The sequence below is a fragment of the Paracoccus sp. AK26 genome (assembly GCF_011801365.1).
Taxonomy (GTDB): domain Bacteria; phylum Pseudomonadota; class Alphaproteobacteria; order Rhodobacterales; family Rhodobacteraceae; genus Paracoccus; species Paracoccus aerius.
Genome location: NZ_CP041041.1, coordinates 1,519,527 through 1,541,253 on the forward strand (window position 1 = coordinate 1,519,527; position 21,727 = coordinate 1,541,253).

The following is a 21,727-nucleotide window of genomic DNA, read 5'->3' on the forward strand; positions in this document are numbered from 1 at the left end:
GGGGATGTTCAGCGCCCGCGGCGCGACATTCAAGCCCGCAGCCAGCGGTGGAACAAGTCACCGCCCAGCCGGCGGGTCTCGACAAGGCGGAAGCGGGGCGCATCGGCCAATCGCGCCAATCCCAGCGATCCTGCCGCCGCGCGGCCATCGCCGCCCAGGACAACGCCGGCGGTATAGCCCATCACCTGATCCACAAGCCCCGCCCGCAGCAGCGACGCCGCCAGCATCCCGCCGCCTTCGCAGAAAACCCGTGTGACGCCCCGCGCCGCAAGGGCTTGCAGCGCAACCTCCGGGGGACCGTCCAGCCGCATCACCGGGCCATGAGCCGGGCCTTCGGCGGGCATGTCCGGCAAAGGCTGCGAGGACAGCACCACCCTCAGCGGCTGGCGCGTCGTCGTCAGCCCCCGCACGTTCAGCGACGGCCGGTCGGCGCGGGCCGTTCCGCCGCCCACCATCACCGCGTCATGGATCATCCGCATCGCGTGGACGTGCAGCCGCGCCTGCGGGCCCGTGATCCACTGACTTTCACCCCCGGCGGTGGCGATGCGTCCGTCAAAGCTGGTGGCCAGCTTCAGCGTGACAAAGGGTCGTCCGGTCAGGACGCGGGACAGGAAGCCCGCCTGCAATTCCCGCGCCTCGGCCTGCCGGAGGTCTTCGGTCACAGCGATGCCTGCGGCGCGCAGGATGCCGTGCCCGCGCCCGGCCACGCGCGGGTCCGGGTCGGTCATGGCCGATACGACGCGCGCGATGCCTGCCTGGACCAGCCCCTCGGCGCAGGGGGGCGTGCGGCCGTGATGGGCGCAGGGTTCCAGCGTGACATAGGCCGTCGCGCCACGGGCCAGCGGGCCGGCCTGATCCAAGGCAATCCGTTCCGCATGGGGACGGCCGCCGGGCTGGGTCCAGCCGCGCCCGACGATGCGGCCCGTCTGGACGATCACGCAGCCGACGGCGGGATTGGGCCAGACAGTGCCAAGCCCCCGCCGCGCAAGCCGCAGGGCATGGGCCATGTGGCGCAGGTCATGGGGATCGGCCACGGTCAGTCGTTGCCGGGGCGCAACTCGGACACGAACTTGTCGAAATCGTCCGCGTCCTGGAAGTTCTTGTAGACGCTGGCGAAGCGGACATAGGCGACGTTGTCTATGCGCGACAGCGCCTCCATCACGATCTCGCCGATCATCTTCGAGGGGATGTCGGTTTCGCCCGTGCTTTCCAGGCGGCGGACGATGCCGCTGATCATCTGCTCGATCCGCTCTGGTTCGACCGGGCGCTTCTGCATGGCGATGCGGATGGACCGGGCCAGCTTGTCGCGGTCGAAATCCTCGCGCCGGCCGCTGGACTTGACCACGACCAGATCGCGCAGCTGCACGCGTTCGTAGGTGGTGAAGCGGCCCCCGCAGGCGGGACAGAAGCGGCGGCGGCGAATGGCGACGTTGTCCTCGGCGGGACGGGAATCCTTGACCTGAGTATCCACGTTTCCGCAAAACGGGCAGCGCATCCAGTTGTCCCCTCGGCCGCTGAAATCGCCACCAGTATAGGACACCCGCAGGGATTGGGTAGCTTTATCCACAAGCCACAAGATGTTCTTCGCGCGTGATGTGACCCGAATGCCGCGCCGTCAGGACGGCTGGAAGATCGCCGCGACCTCGCGCCGATGGGGCGCGCGTCGATGTTCGACCAGGTAGATGCCTTGCCAGGTGCCAAGCATCATCCGCCCGCCTGCCACCGGAATCTGCAAGCTGACCGGCAGGACCGAAGCCTTGAGATGCGCGGGCATGTCGTCCGGTCCCTCGGCCGTGTGCCGCAGCCAGGACATCGAGGAATGGTCAGCAGGTGGCGCGATCCGGTTCAGCCAGCCCAGCAGGTCCGCCTGAACATCGGGATCGGCATTTTCCTGGATCAGCAGGGAACAGGAGGTATGGCGCACCATCAGCGTCACTAACCCGTCGCGGGCGTCAATGTCTGCAAGCCAAGACCGGACCTGCACAGTGAAGTCGTGGCAGGCCGGCCCGCGGGTGTTCAGCGTGATCAGGTGGTTCATTCGGCAGCCTCCGGCGGGTCCAGCATCAGCCCGTCGCCGTCATGGTCGGTGCCGATCCTCTTCTGCGTTCGCGCGCCCAGTTCGCGCAGCATCTCGACCTGGCGGATCACGTTGCCGGATCCTCGTGTCAGTCGGTCCATCGCCTGCCCATGCGCCCGCCCCGCCTGGTCAAGCGCGCGGCCTACCGCCTCCATGGATTCGACGAAGCCCGCGACCTTGTCGTAAAGCTGGCCGGCGCGGCGGGCGATTTCCGTCACATTGGCCTCGCGCCGTTCGACGGCCCAGATATGCTCGATCGTGCGAAGGGTCAGCATCAGCGTGGTGGGGGTGGTCAGGCCGACGCGGCGTTCCATGGCAAAGCTTGCCAGCGTCGGATCGGCCCGCAGCGCCTCGGAGAACGCGCCCTCGATCGGGATGAACATCAGCACGTAATCGACCGAATTGTCGTCCATCCGGTGATAGCCCTTATCGCCCAAGGTGACGACATGGGTGCGGATCGCAGAAACATGGCGGCGCAGCGCGGCCTGCGCCTCGGCCGGATCTTCGGCGTTCACGGAGGTTTCGTAGTCGACAAGCGACACCTTGCTGTCGATCACCATGACCTTGGCGCGCGGCATCCTGACCACCACGTCCGGCCGCCACCGCTTGCCGTCCTCGTCCGTCCAGCTTGACTGGGTGTCATAATGGGTGCCGGCAATCAGGCCCGAATCCTCCAGCAGCCGTTCCAGCACCATCTCGCCCCATGCGCCCTGGCGCTGCTTGTCGCCCTTCAGCGCGCGGGTCAGGTTGACGGCCTCGCGCGAGATGTCCTCGGACCGCTGGTGCAGAAAGGAGATCTGTTCACGCAGTCTGGCACCTTCTTCGTCCAAGACCTTGTTCCGGGCCTGCAATTCAGTCTGGAAGCGGTGCACCTGTTCGCGGAACGGGTTGAGCAGCGCCGAAAGCTGTTCGCCCTGTGCCCGCTGCATGTCGCCCTGCTGGGCGCGCAGGGTTTCCGTTGCCAGAAGCTTGAACTGTGCGGTCATTTCCTGGCGCAATTCGCGCAGCGTGCGGATTTCCCGGTCGGCGGCTTCGGCGTCCTTTTCGGCACGCAGGCGCGTTTCGGCCAGTTCGGTGCGGGCGGCAGCCAGAAGTTGGCGCGCCTGGTGCAGCGCATCGGCCAGTCCGTCCCGTTCCTCGGTCAGTTCGGACAGGCGGTCGGCCTGGGCCTCGGACCGCGCCTGTTGCTGGCCCATGCGCAGGGCGGTGGCGCGCGTTTCCTCGGCCAAGTGGCGAAGTTGGGTATCCAGATCGGCTGCGCGGGCCTCGGCCAGAAGACGCGCCCGGCGCCCCCCCAGCCACATCATCGCCAGCAGCCCGGCAAGGGCCAACAGGAGGATGCGAAGCACAGCGGGGTCTTCAAGCAGGCTTGGCATCGGCACTCCGGGGACAATCACATGCAGTGTTCGCGCTTTGTGCCAGAAATGCAAGGATCGACCCCACGGCCCCGCCCGACAAGGCAGGGCCGTGGGATTTGTGTCACTGGTCCAGGAAGGACCGCAGCTTGCGCGACCGCGAGGGGTGCTTCAGCTTGCGCAGCGCCTTGGCCTCGATCTGGCGGATCCGTTCGCGGGTGACGCTGAACTGCTGGCCAACTTCCTCCAGCGTGTGGTCGGTGTTCATGCCGATGCCAAAGCGCATCCGCAAAACCCGTTCCTCGCGCGGGGTCAGCGACGCCAGAACCCGCGTCGTGGTTTCCTTGAGGTTTTCCTGGATCGCGCTGTCCAGCGGCAGGACCGCGTTCTTGTCCTCGATGAAATCGCCAAGCTGGCTGTCCTCCTCGTCCCCGATAGGGGTTTCGAGGGAGATCGGCTCCTTGGCGATCTTCATCACCTTGCGGACCTTCTCCAGCGGCATCTGCAGCTTTTCGGCCAGTTCCTCGGGCGTGGGTTCCCGACCGATCTCGTGCAGCATCTGGCGGCCGGTGCGGACCAGCTTGTTGATCGTCTCGATCATGTGGACCGGGATGCGGATCGTCCGTGCCTGGTCCGCGATGGACCGGGTGATGGCCTGCCGGATCCACCAGGTCGCATAGGTCGAGAACTTGTAACCGCGGCGGTATTCGAACTTGTCGACGGCCTTCATCAGGCCGATGTTGCCTTCCTGGATCAGGTCCAGGAACTGCAAGCCGCGGTTCGTGTATTTCTTGGCGATGCTGATGACCAGCCGCAGGTTCGCCTCGACCATTTCCTTCTTGGCTTGGCGTGCTTCCTTTTCGCCCCGCTGCACCTGGGACACGATGCGGCGGAATTCCTCGATATCGACGCCGACATATTGGCCGACCTGCGCCATCTCGTTGCGCAACTCCTCGACCTTGTCGCGCGAACGTTCGAACAGCGCCTGCCAGCCGCGGCCTGCCTGCTGGGACATGCGGTCCACCCAGGCCGGATCCAGTTCGGTTCCGCGATAGGCGTCGATGAATTCGCGGCGGTTGATCCGCGCCGCATCGGCCAGCTTGACCATGCCGCTGTCAATGGTGACGATCCGGCGGTTGATGCCGTAAAGCTGGTCGACCAGGGCCTCGATCCGGCTGCTGTTCAGGTGCAGCTCGTTCACCAGCCCGACGATGCGCGACCGCAGCACCTGGTAGTCGCTTTCCGCCGTGGCCGAGAAGCTGTTGTCCTCGTTCAGGGTGGCCGACATCCGCTGGTCCTGCATCGCCGCAAGGGATTCGTAGTCCCGCGCGATCAGTTCCAAGGTTTCCAGCACCTTGGGCTTGAGGCTGGCTTCCATCGCGGCCAGCGACAGGTTGGCGCCCTCGTCCTCGTCCTCGTCCTCCTCGCCGCGCATGGGATTGCCATCGGCGTCCAATTCCTCGCGCTTCTGAGAAGATTCGGTGGGGGCGCTGTCCTCGGTCAGGTCTTCCTCGTCACCCTCTTCATCCTCCAGGCTCTGGCCGAAGGTGGTTTCCAGGTCGATCACGTCGCGCAGCAGGATTTCTTCGTCCAGAAGCTCCTCGCGCCACATGGTGATGGCCTTGAAGGTCAGCGGGCTTTCGCAAAGGCCCGCGATCATGGTGTTCCGGCCGGCCTCGATCCGCTTGGCGATGGCGATCTCGCCCTCGCGCGACAGCAACTCGACGCTGCCCATCTCTCGCAGATACATGCGGACGGGGTCGTCGGTGCGGTCCAATTTCTCGGTGTCCGAGCTGGCGACCGCGACTTCGCGCGAAGACGACCCGACCACGGCGACCGCGCCGCCTTCCGGTTCCTCGGCCCCGTCCTCGTCTTCGATCACGTTGATGCCCATTTCGGACAGCATCGACATCACGTCCTCGATCTGTTCGCTGCTGACCTGCTCGGGCGGCAGGACGGCATTCAGTTGATCATAGGTGATGTAGCCCCGTTCACGGGCATCCGCGATCATGCGCTTGACCGCAGCCTGGCTCATGTCCAGCGAATGGGCGTTGTCGTCCTTGTCCGTCTTGTCGTGATCGTCGTCCTTGGCGGCCATCAAGGGCTCCCTTCTTCAGGCGATGATTCGCGGGCAAGGCGAATCACTGACAGTGTGGTCTACATTTAGCGCGGCGCACCCCCGAATCAAAGGGCACGCGCGACAACTGATTCGGATAGCGCCGCGAATCACCCCGAGGTGGTCAGCGACGCGGCGGCTTGCGCCAGATCTGGCCATCGACGAACTGGGACAACTGGGCCGACAGGGCGTCCCGGTCCTCGTTCAGGTCCAGGCCGCCCTCCAGTTCCGGCCGTTCGGCCCGGTGGCGGGCGCGGGCAATCTGCTGCATCCGCCAGGTCAGGCCTTCGTCGGCCTCGCCCTGGATCTCGGCCTCGGCGCGGGCAAGTTCTGCGCCGATGGCGCGCTGCGCCTCCAGCCGGTCCAGAAGATTGGCCAGGATGGCGGCAACGGTCTCGGTATCCTGGGCGTCGATCACCGCAGGAGTCAGGCCCAGATGGGCGTCCCGCCGCAGCGTTTCAAGCCCGCGACGCCCGGCTTCGCTTTGGGTCTGGCCCATCAGATCGAAAAGCAGCGCCGCCCGGTCCGGGTCATGCGGTGTCAAGCGTTCAAGCCGCGTCTCGATCGGGCCGATCAGTTCGGGGCGCAGGGCGCAGATCAGCAGGCTTGCGCCCTCCAGCAAGGCTGCTGCGGCCTGAGGATCGGTTGCCATCGCGGGAATAGGCAAGACCGGCCGCGCAGGCATTCCCTGGCCGCCCCGGCCCTTGAAGCTCCGTTCGCCGCCTCGGCGTGCGCCGCCGCCGAACAGTTCCCACCGCTTGCGGCGCAGTTCCTCGGCGTAATGGTTGCGGGTCACTTCATCGGGAATCTTGCCGATCGCGTCCTGCAGCCGCTTGTCGAGCGCGGCCTTGCGTTCGGGACTGTCGAAGACCTGCCCTTCGGTTTCCCGCGCCCAGAGAAGATCGACCAGCGGCCTTGCGCCGTCCAGCAGGGCAGCCATCGCCCCCGGCCCGGCGGACTTGATCAGGTCGTCAGGATCCTGCCCCGCTGGCAGGATCACGAAGCGCAACGCCTGCCCCGGACCCGTCATCGGCAGCGCCAGGTCGATCAGCCGCTGCGCCGCGCGCTGCCCCGCCGCATCGCCGTCAAGAGCGATCACCGGTTCCGAGGACACGCGCCACATCAGGCGCAACTGTTCTTCGGTAATGGCAGTGCCAAGGGGGGCGACGGCGCCTTCGAAGCCCGCCCGGGACAGGGCGATCACGTCCATGTAGCCCTCGGCCACGACCAGGCGCTGCCGTTTGCCGACCGCCGCCCGCGCCGGTCCAAGGTTGTAAAGGCTGCGGCCCTTGTCGAACAGCGGCGTTTCCGGGCTGTTGAGGTATTTGGCCCGCGCATTCGGATCCATCGCGCGTCCGCCGAAGCCGATGCAGCGGCCCTGCCCGTCGCGGATCGGAAACATGATCCGCCCCCGGAAGCGGTCATAGGCCGCCCCGCCCCCGTCGGGCTTGGCCAACATTCCCGATTCGACAACCAGCGATTCGTCGAAGCCCTTGTCGCGGAGGGCCTGCGTCAGGGCCGTCCGACTGTCGGGCGCAAAGCCGATCTCGAACCGGTCGAGCGCCGCCTGATCCAGTCCACGCCGAACAAGGTAATCACGCGCCTCGGCGGCGGCGGCAGTCTGCAATTGCAGGCGGAACCAGCGGCTTGCGGCCTCGGTCACCTCGAACAGGCGGGTGCGGCGGTCGGTCTTTTCGCGTGCCCGGGGATCGGCCTCGGGCATCTGAAGCCCGGCCTCGGCCGCTAGCAGCTTCACGGCCTCGATGAACTCCATCCCATCGGCCTCGCGCAGGAACTTGATGGCGTCCCCTTTCGCGTGGCAGCCGAAGCAGTAGTAATAGCCCTTCTGATCATCGCAATGAAAACTGGCGGATTTTTCCTGGTGAAACGGGCATGGCGCCCACCAGTCGCCGCGCGCCTGGTTCGACTTGCGCAGATCCCACACGACCTTCTTGCCGATCACGCGGCTAATGGGGACGCGGTTGCGAATCTCGTCAAGGAAGCCGGGGGGAAGACTCATGGGGGGATTATCGCGCTGCGGGCGGCGTCAAGGAAGGGGGGTATTTGGACAACAGAGACGCGGCGGTCAATCCGCGCCCACCGCGCCGCGCGCAAGACCCCAGTAGATGTCGCCGATCCGCCGCCGGTCCAGCCGCCCGCCTTCGCGATACCAGTTGGTCACGCCCGTCAGCATCGCGATCAGCGCCATTGTCGCCAGCCGCGCGTCGTCGATCCGCATCAGCCCCGCCGCCATCCCGTCGCGCAGGATCGCTTCAAGCGCGGCCTCGTATTCGCCGCGAAGGGCCGCGATGCGGGCATAGTTTTCGGGCGTGAGGTTGCGCAGTTCCATGTAGGACAGGAAGACCGTGTCGGCGTGATCCAGACTGGTGTCGATGTGGAAGCGCACAAAGTGTTCCAGACGCGCCAGCGGATCGCCAGGCACGTCGGTCCAGGCGCCCAGCAATTCCTGCATGTGGCTTTCCAGCAGATCGAACAGCAGCGCCTGCTTGTCGGGCGTGTAAGCATAAAGCGCCCCGGCCTGCACCCCCACAGCCGATGCGATCTGGCGCATCGACACGGCAGCATAGCCCTGCCGCGCGAACAGGCGGCGGGCATGGGTGCGGATCAGGGGGCCGGTGACATCGGCGCGGGAACCTTGGGTGCGGGCCATGCGGTCTTCTAGCGCGTGGCGGCGGGCCGGGAAAGTCCGTTGCCGGGAACCCCTGCCCGCCGTAAGCATGACCGCATGAGACAGATGCTGATCATCCCCCTGGCGGCCCTGCTGGCTGGCTGCACCGGCGAGGCAGAGGACTATCCCCGCCTGCTGCCCACCGACCAGATCCTGGCCGAACCCACCCTGCCCGACCACGCGCCTGACGCGGCCCTTTCCCCTGCGGACGTCGATGCCGGAGCGCAGGCCCGTGCCGATGCCTTGCGCCAGCGCGCCGAGGCGCTGCGCGGCCCGGTCATCGAACCGGGAACGCTGGCGCGGATGCGTCCGCAAGGATGATTGCCCGGCGTCACCGCTTCTGGTAAAGAAATTTTACCAAACTGCGGAGAAGGCCATGCCCGTCGTCACCTCGATCGAAGACCTGAAGCGGATGCATCGCGCCCGTACGCCCCGGATGTTCTATGATTACGCCGAATCCGGCAGCTATACGGAACAGACCTTCCGCGAGAACACGACGGACTTCGCCCGGCTGAAGCTGCGGCAGAAGGTGGCCGTGGACATGTCCAACCGCAGTACCGCATCTGACATCGTGGGCCTGCCCGCCACGATGCCGGTTGCCCTTGCGCCGGTCGGCCTGACCGGGATGCAACACGCGGACGGCGAAATCCACGCTGCACGGGCGGCGGAACGGTTCGGGGTGCCGTTCTGCCTGTCCACCATGTCCATCTGTTCGCTGGAGGATGTCGCGGAACACACGACCAAGCCCTTCATGTTCCAGCTTTACGTGATGAAGGACCAGGACTTCCTGGCCGCCATCATCGAGCGCGCGAAGAAGGTGAATTGCAGCGCCCTGGTCCTGACGCTGGACCTTCAGATCCTGGGCCAGCGGCACAAGGATTTGAAGAACGGGTTGTCCGCACCCCCCAAGCTGACCCTGCCCACGCTGCTGGATCTGGCGACCCGCTGGCGGTGGGGGTTGGGGATGCTACAGACGAAGCGCCGCTTCTTCGGCAACATTGTGGGCCATGCCAAGGGGGTCGCAGACCCCTCCAGCCTGATGAGCTGGACCGCCGACCAGTTCGACGAACGATTGGACTGGGACAAGATCGCCCGGATCCGCGACATGTGGGGCGGAAAGCTGATCCTGAAGGGCGTGCTTGACCCCGACGATGCGCGCATCGCCGCCGACTTCGGGGCGGATGCGATCGTCGTCAGCAACCACGGGGGAAGGCAGCTTGACGGGGCGCTGTCCTCGATCCGGATGCTGCCGCATATCGTGAAGGCCGTGGGCGACCGGGTGGAAATCCACATGGACAGCGGCATCCGGTCCGGCCAGGACGTGCTGAAGGCGCTTGCGCTTGGCGCCCACTCCACCTGGATCGGGCGGGCATGGCTGCACGGTCTGGGCGCCATGGGCGAGGCGGGCGTGACCAAGGCCTTGGAGATCATCCGCAAGGAACTGGACATCAGCATGGCCCTGTGCGGCGAACGCGACGTCAAGCACCTGGGGCCGCAGAACGTGATGATCCCCCGTGGCTTCCTGGATGAATACGAGGTCGCCGCGCCGATGAGGGCTTCACAAATCGCCCCCATTGCCGTATAGGCCGCGACCTGTCGCCATGCACCCTTGGAGGATGGCGGCATCCACAACTGATAGGAACATATATCATGGCCAAAGAGATCCCTGATCTGGTGGCCGAGCCGCGCGCGGGGTCAGGCAAGGGGGCCGCCCGCCAAGCTCGCCGCGACGGTAAGGTGCCCGGAGTCGTCTATGGCGACCACAAAGACCCGGTCAACGTGCAGTTCGACTTCAACAAGCTGCTGACGCAACTGCGCGCCGGCCGCTTCATGTCCACGCTGTTCAACCTGAAGGTTGAAGGCCAGGACGACGTCCGCGTCATCTGCCGCGGCGTCCAGAAGGACGTGGTGAAGGATCTGCCGATCCACATCGACTTCATGCGCCTGCGCCGCACCTCGAAGGTGAACCTGTTCATCCACGTGGACTTCATCAACCACGACAAGTGCCCCGGCCTGAAGCGCGGCGGCACGCTGGTGACGGTGCGCCCCGAGGTCGAGCTGGTCGTGACCGCGGGTGACATCCCCGATCACATCACCGTCGATCTGGAAGGCCTGAACGTCGGCGACACCATCCACATCAACGACGTGAAGCTGCCGGAAGGCGTCAAGCCGACGATCGACCGCAACTTCGTGATCGCCAACATCGCCGCGCCGTCCGCGCTGCGGTCGGGTGGCGACGACGAAACCGAGGAAGCCGCAGCCGAGGAGTGATCCTTCCGGCCATGCGCGATTTGGGGCGGTGCCACAGGCGCCGCCCTTTCCATTTTCGGGGCGCTTTGCTACCCCGCCAGCAGGAGGTCACATGGAACCCATCCATATCATCGGCGCAGGACTTGCCGGGTCCGAGGCTGCATGGCAGGCGGCCCGCGCGGGCGTGCCCGTGATCCTGCATGAAATGCGCCCGGCCAAGGGCACCTTCGCCCACAAGACCGGCGACTGCGCGGAAATGGTCTGCTCGAACAGCTTCCGGTCGGACGACGACGTGATGAACGCCGTAGGCCAGTTGCATTGGGAAATGCGCGCGGCGGGCGGGCTGATCATGACCATGGCCGATCGCCACAAGCTGCCTGCGGGCGGCGCCCTTGCCGTCGACCGCGAGGCCTTTTCCGCCGCAGTCACCCAAGCCCTGCGGGCCGAGCCGCTGATCCGGATCGTCCCGGGCGAAATCACCGAATTGCCCGGCGACGGCAACTGGATCGTCGCCACCGGCCCGCTGACCTCGGACAGCCTTGCGCAGGCGATCCGGTCGGTGACGGGCACCGATGCTTTGGCCTTCTTCGATGCCATCGCCCCCATCGTCCATGCCGACACGATCGACATGACGGTGGCTTGGGAACAAAGCCGCTATGACAAGGGCGAGACCGAGGCCGAGCAAAAGGCCTATATCAACTGCCCGATGACCCGCGACCAGTATGAGGCCTTCATCGACGCCCTTCTGGCAGCCGAGAAGACCGAGTTCCACGAGGGCGAAACGGCTGGCTATTTCGACGGCTGCCTGCCGATCGAGGTCATGGCCGAACGCGGCCGCGAGACCCTGCGCCACGGCCCGATGAAGCCGGTGGGACTGACGAACGCGCACAAGCCCGATGAAAAAGCCTATGCGGTGGTTCAGCTTCGGCGGGACAATGCATTGGGAACGCTCTACAATATCGTCGGCTTCCAGACCAAGATGAAGTACGGCGCCCAGACCCAGGTGTTTCGCATGATCCCGGGGCTGGAAAACGCCAGCTTCGCCCGGCTGGGGGGCATCCACCGCAATTCCTTCCTGAACTCGCCCACGCTGCTGGACGACCGGATGCGCCTGCGTCAGCGTCCGAACCTGCGCTTCGCGGGCCAGGTGACGGGCGTCGAGGGCTATGTCGAAAGCGCGGCGATGGGCTTGCTGGCGGGCCGGATGGCGGCCGCGCAGGCACTGGGGCACGACCTGCCGCCGCCTGCGCCCACGACGGCGATGGGTGCCTTGGTCAACCACATCACCGGCGGGGCCGAGGCCAAGACCTTCCAGCCGATGAACGTGAACTTCGGCCTGTTCCCCCCGCTGGACGAGATGCGCAGCGGCCGCAAGGGCCGCAAGGACCGCTATCCCGCCTATACCCAACGGGCCAAGGATGATTTCCGCGCATGGCTGGCGGCGCAGTAACCCGCTTCGCCCCCTCTCCGACCGGGCTGCTGCATCTGGGCCACGCCTATGCGGCGCTTGTGGCGGAACGGCTGGCGGATCCCGGACGGTTCCTGCTGCGGATCGAGGACATTGACCGCGACCGCTGTCGTCCCGAATACGAGGCCGCGATCCATGAGGACCTGGCCTGGCTGGGGCTTTCCTGGCAACAGCCGGTCATGCGCCAGACGGATCGGATGCAGGCTTATCGCGACGCGCTAGCCCGGCTTGCCCCGCTGGCCTATCCCTGCCAATGCCGCAGGGGCGATATCCGCGCGGTTCTTTCGGCCCCGCAGGAAGGCGCCTTGCCGGCAGGGCCGGACGGCCTCGTCTATCCCGGCACCTGCCGCGCCCGCGGCCTGTCCGACGCCGGACCGGGTGATGTGATCCGCCTGGATGTCGCCCGCGCCTTCGACGCCCTGGGCATCGACCGGATCGGCTTTCGCGACGAGTCGATCATGCCGGACCAGGACCATGTCCTGACAAAGGACCAGTTCCTCGACGGCATCGGCGACGTGATCCTGTCGCGCCGGGGCATGGGGACGTCCTATCACCTGGCAGTCGTTGTGGATGACGCCGCGCAGGGGATCACCCTGGTCACGCGTGGAAAGGACCTGTTCGATTCGACCTTCATCCATGTCCTGCTCCAGAAGCTTTTGTGCCTTCCGACACCCGCCTATCATCACCACCGCCTGATCCGCGATGACGCGGGCAAGCGCCTGGCCAAGCGCGACGACGCCCGCGCCCTTCGCCATTACCGGCAGGACGGCGCCACGCCGCAGGACATCCGCCGCATGATCGGCCTCTAGCCCATCTTCTGGGTCGAATATCCCGGAGGGGTCGCCCGAACGGGGACGCGGGCAGCGCCCCTATTCGGCCATCGGCGCCATGATCTCGACCTCGGCCCCGTCGCGGACGGCGGTATAGAAGCAGCTTCGCCGATTGGTATGGCAGGCAGGGCCGGTCTGGCGCACCAGAAGCAGCAGGCAGTCCCGGTCGCAGTCGATCCGCAGCTCCACCAACTCCTGCACATGGCCCGAGCTTTCGCCCTTGGCCCAGAACGACTGCCGTGACCGGGACCAATAGGTGACGTGCCCGGTTTGCAGCGTGCGTGCCACGCTGTCGGCGTTCATCCAGGCCATCATCAGGATTTCACCGTTGTCAGCGTCCTGTGCGATGGCCGGGATCAGGCCGTTGGCGTCAAATTTCAGGCTGGCAGGATCGAACATCGGGTTTCCTTTCGCGGGTCGCGTCCCTATCTAGGGCAAAGCGCAGCGCAGGGGAAAGACCGATGGCCGACAGCGACCTGATGCAGCTTTATTCCCGCAGGATCCTGGCGCTGACGACGGCCATTCCGCATCTGGGCACGCTGCCGGATTTCGACGGCAAGGCCATGCGCCGGTCGCCGCAATGCGGATCCTCGGTCACCGCCTATGTCGCCATGGATGGCGACAGGATCGCGGATTTCCGCCAAGAGGTTCGCGCCTGCGCCCTGGGCCAGGCCTCGGCCTCGGTCCTGGGCCAGGCAGTGATCGGCCGCAGCCGGACCGAGATCGCGCAAGCGCGCGACGCCCTGAACGCGATGCTGACGGATGGCGGAACGCCCCCGGCAGAACCCTTCGCCGATCTCGAGGCGCTGCTGCCTGCGCGGGACTATCCCAACCGGCACGCATCCATCCTGCTGGCCTGGGATGCGACGCTTCAGGCTATGGACGCCGCCAGCCAGACATAAAAAGACCGGCCCTTAAGGGGGCCGGCCAGGTGCGCGTGCTGGGGATCGACGGTCGCACAGGCGGGGCGCCGTCACGGCAACGCGGGGCAGAGTTCAGGCCTGCAGGATGGCAGGCAGCCAAAGTGTGATGATCGTGGTGACGGTCAGGGCAGTGACACCCAGAAGATCGGACAAGAATTCGCGGGACATGGGCAACTCCTCTCTGTTGCCCATTTGTTCTCATTTTTGTTCCGATTCGTAAAGAACATTTTAAGAACTTCTAGCCGACTGCGATCAGGCGGATTGCTTCATCCTGGCTCATCAGCCACATCAGCATCCGGATTGCCTGCCCCCGCGGGCTTCCAAGCCCCGGATCCTGCTCCAGCAGGTTGCGAGCATCCTGCCGGGCGACCGCCATCAACCCCGCCTGATGTTCCAGATCGGCGATGCGGAACCGCGGCAGGCCGGACTGCGCCGTCCCGATCACGTCGCCCGCGCCTCGCATCTCCAGATCCACCTCGGCGATGCGGAAGCCGTCTTCGGTGTCGCGCAGCGTCGTCAGGCGCCGTGCGCCGGTCTCGTTCAGGGGCGGGTGATACATCAGCAGGCAGGTCGAGGCGCCCGACCCCCGCCCTACGCGGCCGCGAAGCTGGTGCAACTGCGCCAAGCCGAAGCTTTCCGCGCGCTCGATCACCATGATCGTCGCCTGGGGGACATCCACCCCGACCTCGATGACGGTCGTGGCGACCAGAAGCTGGGCGCGGCCGCTTGCGAAATCCGCCATGGCCGCGTCGCGCTGATCGGCAGGCATCTGGCCGTGGACCAGCCGCACCGTTTCCCCGAACAGGGCGCGCAGCGACTGAAATCGCGCCTCGGCGGCAGTCAGGTCCGTGACCTCGCTTTCCTCGACCAGCGGGCAGACCCAATAGGCCCGTGCCCCCTGATCCAGCACCCGGCGCAGCCGCGCCGTGACCTCGTCCAGGCGCTGATCGCTGATCATCACGGTGGTGATCGGCTGCCGCCCCGGCGGCTTTTCGTCCAGGATCGAGATGTCCAGGTCGCCATATTGCGTCAGCGCCAGCGATCGCGGGATGGGCGTCGCGGTCATGATCAGCATGTCGGGCGGCACCTGTCCCTTGGCCGAAAGCTCCAGCCGCTGGGCCACGCCGAAGCGGTGCTGTTCGTCGATGATCGCCAGGCGCAGGTCCTGGAAATCGACCCCCCGCTGGAAGACGGCATGAGTGCCGACAAGGATGTCGATGCGGCCCTGGGCCAGATCCTCCAGCAGTTGCGCGCGCAAGTCGCCCTTGTCGCGGCCGGTCAGGGCGGCCAGCCGAACGCCTGCCGCACGGGCCAGCGGTTCCAGGGCGCGGGCGTGCTGTCGGGCCAGGATCTCGGTCGGCGCCATCAGCACCGCCTGCCCGCCCGCCTCGACCGCCACCAGGGCGGACAGCATGGCGACCAGGGTCTTGCCCGACCCCACATCCCCCTGCAACAGCCGGTTCATGCGCCGGTCGCTGGCCATGTCGGCGGCAATTTCGCTGACCGCGCGGGTCTGCGCGCCGGTGGGCGGCCAGGGCAGATGACCCAGGATCGCACGGCGCAGCCGACCATCCCCGGGGCTGGGCCGCCCCTTCAGCCGCCGCCTTTCGCGACGGACCAGGGCCAGGGTCATCTGGTGGGCCAGAAACTCGTCATAGGCCAGTCGCGTCCGGGCGGGCGCATCCGGCGACAGATCGCGCAAGGACTGCGGGTCATGGGCCTGCCGCAGCGCCGTCGCGAAGTCGGGCCAGCCGCGCTGCGCGACAAGCTGCGGGTCGATCCATTCCTGCACCGGCGGCAGGCGCGTCAGCGCAGCCTCGGCTGCCTTCACCATCGTCTTCCGGGTCAGGCCGGCCGCGAGGGGATAGACCGCCTCGAATTCTGCCAGGGGCGGGTCTTCCTCGCGCTGGATATGATCGGGATGGACCATCTGCGCTATGCCGTCGAACAACTCGATCTTGCCGCTGACAATGCGGCGGGCACCTGTGGGAAGCTGGCCCTCGATCCATTCCTTTCGGGGATGGAAGAAGGTCAGCGTCAGGTCGCTCACGCCGTCGCTGCAATGGACGCGCCAGGGTCGGCCCTTCGACGCGGGCGGATGGTGGCGGCCGACCGTCACGGCCACCGTCACGATCTCGGGCGGGCGGGCATCGCCGATCCGGGCGATCCGGCGGCGGATGATGCCGCTGCTGGGCAGGGTCAGGATCAGGTCGCGCGGCCGCTCGATCCCCATCTGTGCCAGGGCGTCGCGCCCCTTTGGGCCAATGCCAGGCAGGGTGTCGATGGCCGCGAACAGCGGGAACAGCGCCGGGGGACGGCCCTTGGGCTGGGTCATGACCCGCCCGCGATGCGCAGCCATTCGTCCTCGTCGATGACCTTGACGCCCAGTTCGGCGGCCTTGCTGGCCTTGGACCCAGCCCCCGGCCCGGCGATCAGCAGGTCGGTCTTCGCGCTGACCGAGCCTGCGACCTTGGCGCCCATCGCCTCGGCTCGGGCCTTGGCCTCGGCCCGGGTCATGCGTTCAAGGGTGCCGGTAAAGACCAGGGTCTTGCCGGACACCTGGGTCTGCTGCACCTGGCGAGCCTTTGCCGGGATGACCTCGATCTGCGCGGTCAGGCGGTCGATGCTGGCCCGCTCGGCCTCTTGGGTCAGGGTGGTCACCAGCGACTGGACCAAGACCGCTCCGATGCCGTTGATGGTCGTCAACTCGGACCAGTGCGGGCTGCCGGCCATGGCCTGGCGGCGGGCCTTGTCATCGGGGACGGCGAAGGCAGGTTCCTTTGCTGCGGCGTCCACGGCCGCAATCAGCGCGTCCCAGGTACCGAAATGGCGGGCAAGGATGCCTGCCGCGACCTCGCCCACATGGCGGATGCCAAGGGCGAAGATCAGCCGCTCCAGCGGGATGCGGCGCTTGTCCTCGATGGCGGCGAACAGCTTTTCGACCGAGCGGGCGCCGAATCCTTCGCGGTTCTTCAGCCGCGCGATGCTGCGGGCGTCGCGGTCTGCCAGGGTGAAGATGTCGGCGGGTTCGCGGATCGGCAGGGCTGGATCCGCGAAGAACATCTCGATCTGCTTGGCCCCCAGGCCGTCGATGTCGAAGGCGGCGCGGCTGACGAAATGCTTCAACTTCTCGATAGCTTGCGCAGGGCAGACCAAGCCGCCGGTGCAGCGGCGCACCGAATCGCCCGGCTCGCGGATCGCGTCCGATCCGCATTGGGGGCAGGTTTCGGGAAAGCGGTAGGGCTGGCTGCCCGCAGGCCTGCGGGACAGGTCCACGTCGGCGATCTTCGGGATCACGTCGCCGGCGCGATAAACCATGACCCAGTCGTCTTCGCGGATGTCGCGACCCTCGCGAATGGGGGTGCCGCTGCTGTCGCGGCCGGCGATGTAATCCTCGTTGTGCAGGGTGGCGTTCGACACCACCACGCCGCCGACCGTGACGGGTTCCAGCCGCGCGACCGGCGACAGCGCGCCGGTGCGGCCCACCTGGATCTCGATCCGGTCAAGCCGGGTCCAAGCCGTTTCAGCGGGGAACTTGTGCGCCAGAGCCCAGCGGGGCGTGGTCGAGCGGAAACCAAGCCGCGTCTGATATGACAAGTCGTTGACCTTGTAGACGACCCCGTCGATGTCATAGCCCAGTGTGGCGCGCTGCTGCTCGATCTCGGCCCAGACCGCCAGCATCTGGTCCGCATCCCGGCAAAGCCGCGTCAGCGGATTGGTCTGGAAGCCGAGGGCGGCCAGCCGTTCGACGGCCCCCATTTGCGTGTCGGCCAGAGGCTCGCTCAATTCCCCCCAGCCATAGGCGAAGAACCGCAGCGGACGCGAGGCGGTCACGGCGGGGTCGATCTGGCGCAGCGATCCGGCGGCGGCATTGCGCGGGTTGGCGAAGACCCGCCCGCCCTCGGCCGCATTCAGGCGCTCGAAGTCGGCATGGCTCATGTATACCTCGCCCCGAACCTCCAGGATCCGGGGGGCGCCGTCCGGAAGCTTGTGGGGAATGTCGGCGATGGTACGGGCATTGGCGGTGACGTTCTCGCCTACGGTGCCATCGCCACGGGTTGCCGCCTGCACCAGAAGCCCGTCCTCATAGCGCAGGGACAGGGAAAGGCCGTCGATCTTGGGTTCGGCCGTGAAGGACAGGTCGTCGCCCCGCAGTCCCAGGAAGCTTCGGACGCGGGCCACGAAATCCGCGACATCTTCGGCGCTGAAGCCGTTTTCCAGCGACATCATCCGCTGGGCATGTGTGACCTTTCCAAAGCCTTCCGCCACCGCCCCGCCGACCGCCTGCGTCGGGCTGTCGGGTCGGGCCAGCTGCGGAAAAGCTTGCTCAAGGGCCAGCAGACGTTGCTTCAGCGCATCATATTCGGCGTCCGACAGGACCGGAGCGTCCTTGGTATGGTAATCCTCGTTAGCCTGGGCGACGCGCGCCGCCAGATCGGCGATTTCATCGCCAGCGCGCTTTTCGTCCAGAAGGGCGGGATCACTCCAGCCTGCCCCGCCCTCACCCCGATCAGTATCCGCCATCGCTGCCTCCGCCTTCCGTCTGTCCGTTCTATACGACGTCGGGCGGGGCAGTTTACAGGGGCTGCCGCAACGATGATGCGGCGCCCCGCCTGTCAGGCGCCGATGGCCAGACGTTCGGCGTTCGGGGCGGGCTCACGCAGGACATAGCCCCGGCCCCAGACCGTCTCGATATGGCTGTCGCCGCCGATCGCCTCGGACAGTTTCTTGCGCAACTTGCAGATGAAGACGTCGATGATCTTCAGTTCGGGTTCGTCCATTCCGCCGTAGAGATGGTTCAGGAACATTTCCTTGGTCAGCGTCGTCCCCTTGCGAAGGCTGAGCAGTTCCAGGATCTGGTATTCCTTGCCCGTGAGGTTCACGGCCTTGCCCTTGACCTGGACGGACCGGGCATCGAGGTTCACCACGATCTCGCCCGTCTTGATGATGGCTTGGCTGTGACCCTTGGAACGGCGGATGATGGCCTGGATCCGGGCCTGCAATTCCTCGCGGTTGAAGGGCTTGGTCATGTAGTCGTCGGCACCGAAGCCGAAGCCGCGCAGCTTGCTTTCGGTATCGTCAGAGCCCGTCAGGATCAGGATGGGCGTGTCCACGCGTGCCAGCCGCAGATGGCGCAGAACCTCCATCCCGTGCATGTCCGGCAGGTCGAGGTCCAGCAGGATCAGGTCATAATCGTACAGCTTGGCAAGGTCGATTCCCTCCTCTCCCATGTCCGTGCGGAAGACGTTGTAGCTGGCCGCCGTCAGCATCAGTTCGATGGCCCGAGCCGTGCTGGGATCATCCTCAACCAACAGAATTCTCATGAACATATGCCCCGATTCGTGTTTACGCTAATGAACCATCGACCGATAAGGTTAATATGTTGTTACCATGATGCGTCTTCCGCATTCGCGCAATCTATGGTTGCCTGAATCGCTGGATCGACGTGACCTTCAAGGCAACGGCCCCATGCGCCTTCATCGCCCTTGCCCAACTGTCCAGCTCTTCCTCGGACAGGCCATAGCGGCGCAGGGCCTCGTCCTTCTTGATGAGGCCGTAAAGGACGGCGTTGACCACGGTTTCCTTGCGGCTTGCCACCCACCGCGTGTCTTCCGGCGGCAAATCGGCCAGGCTTAGGACCCTGCCGTCGGGCAGGATCACGGTTCGGGGGGCATCGGTTTTCTTCAAGAACATTCCCATCTGTCCTATGTCGCCTGTGACCGACATTCCCCCAAATCCCCTAAGGCCTGATTGAGGATGACAGGTTTTTGCGTGCTTGGGCGCTTGAGAATAGACAGCATTTGCCTATATTTCGACGCAATCTTTATCCTTGGATCTGCCATGACCCTGCACCACCGCGCGCCCGCGCGCGCGCCTTCGTTGAACAGCCTGGGCTTTGCCAAGCCACCCGCCGAGACGCGGGTGGTGGTGGCGATGTCGGGCGGCGTGGACAGTTCGGTCGTGGCCGCAAAGCTGAAGTCCGAGGGTTACGACGTGATCGGCGTCACCTTGCAGCTTTACGACCATGGTGCGGCCCTGGCGAAAAAGGGCGCCTGTTGCGCGGGCCAGGACATCCATGACGCGCGACGCGTGGCCGAACGCATGGGCTTTCCGCACTATGTTCTGGATTACGAAAACAAGTTCCGCGAATCGGTGATCGACGAATTCGCCGATGCCTATCTGGCGGGCGCGACGCCGGTGCCCTGCATCCGCTGCAATGAGCGCGTCAAGTTCCGCGACCTGCTGGAAACTGCGCGCGACCTGGATGCCGACTGCATGGCGACCGGGCACTACATCCAGCGCAAGGACGGCGCGGCACGGGCCGAGCTTCACATGGCCGCGGACGCGAACCGCGATCAAAGCTATTTCCTGTTCTCGACGACCCAGGAACAGCTTGATTTCCTGCGTTTTCCCTTGGGCCACCTGGAAAGCAAGGCGGAAACCCGCGCCTTGGCGGCAGAATACGGGCTGGCCGTCGCGGACAAGCCCGACAGCCAGGACATCTGCTTCGTGCCGAACGGGAACTACGCCGCGGTGATCGAGAAGCTGCGCCCCAATGCAGCCGAGCCCGGCGACATCGTGGACACCGACGGCAACGTCCTGGGCCAGCATCGCGGCGTGATCAACTATACGATCGGCCAGCGGCGCGGGCTGGGGATCGGGGGCCTGGGCGATCCGCTTTACGTCGTGCGGCTGGATCCCGATGCCCGGCGTGTGGTGGTGGGCCCGAAATCGGCGCTTGCGACAACGGTCGTGCCCGTCAACGAGGTCAACTGGCTGGGCGACCAGCCTTTCGCGGGCGAGATCCCGGTGATGGTCCGCATCCGGTCGACCCGCCCCCCGCGGCCCGCGATCCTGCGCCCCATCGACGCCACCCGGGCCGAGGTCGAGTTGCTGGATGCCGAGGAAGGCGTCAGCCCGGGCCAGGCCTGCGTCTTCTACGAACCCGACAGCACCCGTGTGCTGGGCGGCGGCTGGATCACGCTGCGTCGGCGGAAAGCTGCCTGATTCGCTGGATCATCGCGCGCAGTCCGTTCGACCGCTGCGACGACAGATGCTCGTCCAGTCCCAGCCGTGCCAGTTCGGCCTGCGCGTCGATCTGGCCAACCTGCCCCACCGGAACGCCGGAATAAAGCGCGTGCAGCACAGCGATAAGCCCGCGCACGATCATCGCGTCGCTTTCGCCTTGGAAATCAAAAAGGCCATTCTCGATCCGGGGCATGATCCAGACCTGGCTGGCGCAACCCTCGACCTTGGTTGCGGGCACCTGCAGCGCCGGGTCCATTGGCGGCATGGCCCGACCCAGTTCGATCACGTGGCGATAACGTTCCTCCCAGTCGTCGAGGAAGTCGAAGGTCTCGGCAATGTCTTCGAAGGCTTGGGTTGCCATGGCGTGGTCCTTTTGTCCCGTGGTTACCGCGCCGGGCCTGCAAGGTCAAAGTGCCTTTATCCCGCACCGGATTTCGCCTAACAAACCGAAAACACCCGAGGGATGGTGACATGAGCAAACTGACCGCGCCCCTGCTGATCGCCGCCGCATTGGTCGTGACCGGCTGCGGAAGGCTTGGCGACAGCAGCTGGAACCCCCTGTCCTGGGGCGAGGCGCCGGCCCGGACCTTGGAACCCGAGGGCGGCTATGCCGAGGTGTCGGACAACCGTCCCGACATCCCCCAGATCACCGCCGCCCGGTGGGAGCCGCTGAACGAAGGCCGCCTGCTGGTCGTGAACGGCTTTGCGCCCGTGCGCGGCTATTCCTCGGTCGCGCTTGTCACCGCGCGTCCGATGCCGGGCGACCGCATCTCTCCCGACGCCGACGGCGTGCTGCGGCTGCGGCTGGTGGGCGTCCCGCCTGCGCCCGGCAGCGCCGCCGCCCTGCCCGCCCGCCCCGGCGTGGACGACATCACGGCGGCGATGTCACTGTCATCGGTGCAACTGTCGCGGATTGCGGCGGTGGAGATCACGAGCGCCAGCAATGTGGTGCGGCTGGGGCGGTAGGGAAAATATAGCGGCTGACATCGT

The 21,727-nt window shown here is 66.1% G+C and carries 21 protein-coding genes; 8 read left to right on the forward strand and 13 right to left on the reverse strand.

Translation table 11 applies throughout. The annotated features are described in order from the left end of the window. Positions 1-29: 29 nt before the first annotated feature. The 7 genes from ribD to FIU66_RS07570 form a co-directional block, all read right to left on the reverse strand. Positions 30-1,007 (reverse strand): bifunctional diaminohydroxyphosphoribosylaminopyrimidine deaminase/5-amino-6-(5-phosphoribosylamino)uracil reductase RibD, encoded by a 978-nt coding sequence (gene ribD, locus FIU66_RS07540; RefSeq protein ID WP_167623431.1) that lies wholly within the window; start codon positions 1,005-1,007, stop codon positions 30-32. A 29-nt stretch (positions 1,008-1,036) separates the two neighbouring features. Further along, positions 1,037-1,495 (reverse strand): transcriptional regulator NrdR, encoded by a 459-nt coding sequence (gene nrdR / locus FIU66_RS07545; RefSeq protein WP_167622125.1) that lies wholly within the window; start codon positions 1,493-1,495, stop codon positions 1,037-1,039. 120 nt (positions 1,496-1,615) lie between these two features. After that, on the reverse strand, positions 1,616-2,038 hold the full coding sequence (locus FIU66_RS07550) for a secondary thiamine-phosphate synthase enzyme YjbQ (protein WP_167622126.1): 423 nt from the start codon (positions 2,036-2,038) through the stop codon (positions 1,616-1,618). Further along, a complete protein-coding gene (rmuC, locus tag FIU66_RS07555; protein ID WP_240544636.1) occupies positions 2,035-3,426 on the reverse strand; it encodes a DNA recombination protein RmuC in 1,392 nt (463 codons plus the stop codon). The genes FIU66_RS07550 and rmuC overlap by 4 nt, the downstream gene beginning before the upstream one ends. A gap of 130 nt (positions 3,427-3,556) precedes the next feature. After that, positions 3,557-5,530 carry an RNA polymerase sigma factor RpoD gene (gene rpoD, locus FIU66_RS07560; RefSeq protein ID WP_167622128.1) on the reverse strand — a complete coding sequence of 658 codons (1,974 nt, stop codon included), beginning with the start codon at positions 5,528-5,530 and terminating at the stop codon, positions 3,557-3,559. 142 nt (positions 5,531-5,672) lie between these two features. After that, on the reverse strand, positions 5,673-7,568 hold the full coding sequence (gene dnaG, locus FIU66_RS07565; protein WP_167622129.1) for a DNA primase: 1,896 nt from the start codon (positions 7,566-7,568) through the stop codon (positions 5,673-5,675). Between the two features lie 66 nt (positions 7,569-7,634). Next, a complete protein-coding gene (locus FIU66_RS07570; RefSeq protein ID WP_167622130.1) occupies positions 7,635-8,219 on the reverse strand; it encodes a TetR/AcrR family transcriptional regulator in 585 nt (194 codons plus the stop codon). Positions 8,220-8,303: 84 nt separating this feature from the next. On the opposite strand from FIU66_RS07570, the gene FIU66_RS07575 reads away from it, so the two are divergent. From FIU66_RS07575 to gluQRS, 5 genes are all read left to right on the forward strand, one after another. Then, a complete protein-coding gene (locus tag FIU66_RS07575) occupies positions 8,304-8,558 on the forward strand; it encodes a hypothetical protein (protein WP_167622131.1) in 255 nt (84 codons plus the stop codon). A gap of 55 nt (positions 8,559-8,613) precedes the next feature. Next, positions 8,614-9,822: an alpha-hydroxy acid oxidase gene (locus FIU66_RS07580; protein WP_167622132.1), complete on the forward strand. Its 1,209-nt coding sequence runs from the start codon at positions 8,614-8,616 to the stop codon at positions 9,820-9,822. A 65-nt stretch (positions 9,823-9,887) separates the two neighbouring features. Further along, positions 9,888-10,508 carry a 50S ribosomal protein L25/general stress protein Ctc gene (locus FIU66_RS07585; RefSeq protein WP_167622133.1) on the forward strand — a complete coding sequence of 207 codons (621 nt, stop codon included), beginning with the start codon at positions 9,888-9,890 and terminating at the stop codon, positions 10,506-10,508. 91 nt (positions 10,509-10,599) lie between these two features. Continuing rightward, complete coding sequence (gene trmFO, locus FIU66_RS07590; protein WP_167622134.1) at positions 10,600-11,937, forward strand: methylenetetrahydrofolate--tRNA-(uracil(54)-C(5))-methyltransferase (FADH(2)-oxidizing) TrmFO; 1,338 nt, start codon at positions 10,600-10,602, stop codon at positions 11,935-11,937. Then, positions 11,919-12,764: a tRNA glutamyl-Q(34) synthetase GluQRS gene (gluQRS, locus tag FIU66_RS07595; protein ID WP_167622135.1), complete on the forward strand. Its 846-nt coding sequence runs from the start codon at positions 11,919-11,921 to the stop codon at positions 12,762-12,764. The genes trmFO and gluQRS overlap by 19 nt, the downstream gene beginning before the upstream one ends. A 60-nt stretch (positions 12,765-12,824) precedes the next feature. On the opposite strand, the gene hisI is transcribed toward gluQRS, so the two are convergent. Continuing rightward, on the reverse strand, positions 12,825-13,184 hold the full coding sequence (hisI, locus tag FIU66_RS07600; protein ID WP_167622136.1) for a phosphoribosyl-AMP cyclohydrolase: 360 nt from the start codon (positions 13,182-13,184) through the stop codon (positions 12,825-12,827). 62 nt (positions 13,185-13,246) lie between these two features. On the opposite strand from hisI, the gene FIU66_RS07605 reads away from it, so the two are divergent. After that, positions 13,247-13,687, forward strand: coding sequence for an iron-sulfur cluster assembly scaffold protein (locus FIU66_RS07605; protein ID WP_167622137.1), 441 nt, complete (start codon positions 13,247-13,249; stop codon positions 13,685-13,687). Positions 13,688-13,946: 259 nt separating this feature from the next. Here FIU66_RS07605 and recG read toward each other — a convergent pair whose 3' ends face one another. From recG to FIU66_RS07625, 4 genes are all read right to left on the reverse strand, one after another. Then, the gene (recG, locus tag FIU66_RS07610; RefSeq protein WP_240544637.1) at positions 13,947-16,067 is read right to left on the reverse strand and encodes an ATP-dependent DNA helicase RecG; all 2,121 of its coding nucleotides are present in this window, start codon (positions 16,065-16,067) and stop codon (positions 13,947-13,949) included. Then, a complete protein-coding gene (gene ligA, locus FIU66_RS07615; RefSeq protein WP_167622138.1) occupies positions 16,040-18,232 on the reverse strand; it encodes an NAD-dependent DNA ligase LigA in 2,193 nt (730 codons plus the stop codon). The genes recG and ligA overlap by 28 nt, the downstream gene beginning before the upstream one ends. Before the next feature lie 92 nt (positions 18,233-18,324). Beyond that, a complete protein-coding gene (ctrA, locus tag FIU66_RS07620; RefSeq protein WP_167622139.1) occupies positions 18,325-19,032 on the reverse strand; it encodes a response regulator transcription factor CtrA in 708 nt (235 codons plus the stop codon). A 94-nt stretch (positions 19,033-19,126) separates the two neighbouring features. Beyond that, on the reverse strand, positions 19,127-19,402 hold the full coding sequence (locus FIU66_RS07625; protein ID WP_167622140.1) for a DUF1153 domain-containing protein: 276 nt from the start codon (positions 19,400-19,402) through the stop codon (positions 19,127-19,129). A 147-nt stretch (positions 19,403-19,549) separates the two neighbouring features. Here FIU66_RS07625 and mnmA point away from each other — a divergent pair, with 147 nt between their 5' ends. Then, positions 19,550-20,716: a tRNA 2-thiouridine(34) synthase MnmA gene (gene mnmA, locus FIU66_RS07630; RefSeq protein ID WP_167622141.1), complete on the forward strand. Its 1,167-nt coding sequence runs from the start codon at positions 19,550-19,552 to the stop codon at positions 20,714-20,716. Here the strand turns inward: mnmA and FIU66_RS07635 are convergent. Further along, positions 20,688-21,098, reverse strand: coding sequence for a SufE family protein (locus FIU66_RS07635; protein WP_167622142.1), 411 nt, complete (start codon positions 21,096-21,098; stop codon positions 20,688-20,690). The genes mnmA and FIU66_RS07635 overlap by 29 nt on opposite strands. 110 nt (positions 21,099-21,208) lie before the next feature. Between FIU66_RS07635 and FIU66_RS07640 the strand changes: the two genes are divergently transcribed. Then, positions 21,209-21,703: a hypothetical protein gene (locus FIU66_RS07640; RefSeq protein WP_167622143.1), complete on the forward strand. Its 495-nt coding sequence runs from the start codon at positions 21,209-21,211 to the stop codon at positions 21,701-21,703. Positions 21,704-21,727: the final 24 nt, after the last annotated feature.

What these genes read in the sequence shown, in the direction of transcription:
- ligA (WP_167622138.1), bottom strand. Translation starts at nt 18,232, where the DNA reads ATGGCGGATACTGATCGGGGTGAGGGCGGGGCAGGCTGGAGTGATCCC.
- FIU66_RS07635 (WP_167622142.1), bottom strand. Translation starts at nt 21,098, where the DNA reads ATGGCAACCCAAGCCTTCGAAGACATTGCCGAGACCTTCGACTTCCTC.
- ribD (WP_167623431.1), bottom strand. Translation starts at nt 1,007, where the DNA reads ATGGCCCATGCCCTGCGGCTTGCGCGGCGGGGGCTTGGCACTGTCTGG.
- FIU66_RS07605 (WP_167622137.1), top strand. Translation starts at nt 13,247, where the DNA reads ATGGCCGACAGCGACCTGATGCAGCTTTATTCCCGCAGGATCCTGGCG.
- gluQRS (WP_167622135.1), top strand. Translation starts at nt 11,919, where the DNA reads ATGGCTGGCGGCGCAGTAACCCGCTTCGCCCCCTCTCCGACCGGGCTG.
- FIU66_RS07585 (WP_167622133.1), top strand. Translation starts at nt 9,888, where the DNA reads ATGGCCAAAGAGATCCCTGATCTGGTGGCCGAGCCGCGCGCGGGGTCA.
- FIU66_RS07550 (WP_167622126.1), bottom strand. Translation starts at nt 2,038, where the DNA reads ATGAACCACCTGATCACGCTGAACACCCGCGGGCCGGCCTGCCACGAC.
- recG (WP_240544637.1), bottom strand. Translation starts at nt 16,067, where the DNA reads ATGGCTGCGCATCGCGGGCGGGTCATGACCCAGCCCAAGGGCCGTCCC.
- ctrA (WP_167622139.1), bottom strand. Translation starts at nt 19,032, where the DNA reads ATGAGAATTCTGTTGGTTGAGGATGATCCCAGCACGGCTCGGGCCATC.
- mnmA (WP_167622141.1), top strand. Translation starts at nt 19,550, where the DNA reads ATGACCCTGCACCACCGCGCGCCCGCGCGCGCGCCTTCGTTGAACAGC.
- trmFO (WP_167622134.1), top strand. Translation starts at nt 10,600, where the DNA reads ATGGAACCCATCCATATCATCGGCGCAGGACTTGCCGGGTCCGAGGCT.
- FIU66_RS07580 (WP_167622132.1), top strand. Translation starts at nt 8,614, where the DNA reads ATGCCCGTCGTCACCTCGATCGAAGACCTGAAGCGGATGCATCGCGCC.
- FIU66_RS07575 (WP_167622131.1), top strand. Translation starts at nt 8,304, where the DNA reads ATGCTGATCATCCCCCTGGCGGCCCTGCTGGCTGGCTGCACCGGCGAG.
- FIU66_RS07625 (WP_167622140.1), bottom strand. Translation starts at nt 19,402, where the DNA reads ATGTTCTTGAAGAAAACCGATGCCCCCCGAACCGTGATCCTGCCCGAC.
- nrdR (WP_167622125.1), bottom strand. Translation starts at nt 1,495, where the DNA reads ATGCGCTGCCCGTTTTGCGGAAACGTGGATACTCAGGTCAAGGATTCC.
- FIU66_RS07640 (WP_167622143.1), top strand. Translation starts at nt 21,209, where the DNA reads ATGAGCAAACTGACCGCGCCCCTGCTGATCGCCGCCGCATTGGTCGTG.
- dnaG (WP_167622129.1), bottom strand. Translation starts at nt 7,568, where the DNA reads ATGAGTCTTCCCCCCGGCTTCCTTGACGAGATTCGCAACCGCGTCCCC.
- FIU66_RS07570 (WP_167622130.1), bottom strand. Translation starts at nt 8,219, where the DNA reads ATGGCCCGCACCCAAGGTTCCCGCGCCGATGTCACCGGCCCCCTGATC.
- rpoD (WP_167622128.1), bottom strand. Translation starts at nt 5,530, where the DNA reads ATGGCCGCCAAGGACGACGATCACGACAAGACGGACAAGGACGACAAC.
- hisI (WP_167622136.1), bottom strand. Translation starts at nt 13,184, where the DNA reads ATGTTCGATCCTGCCAGCCTGAAATTTGACGCCAACGGCCTGATCCCG.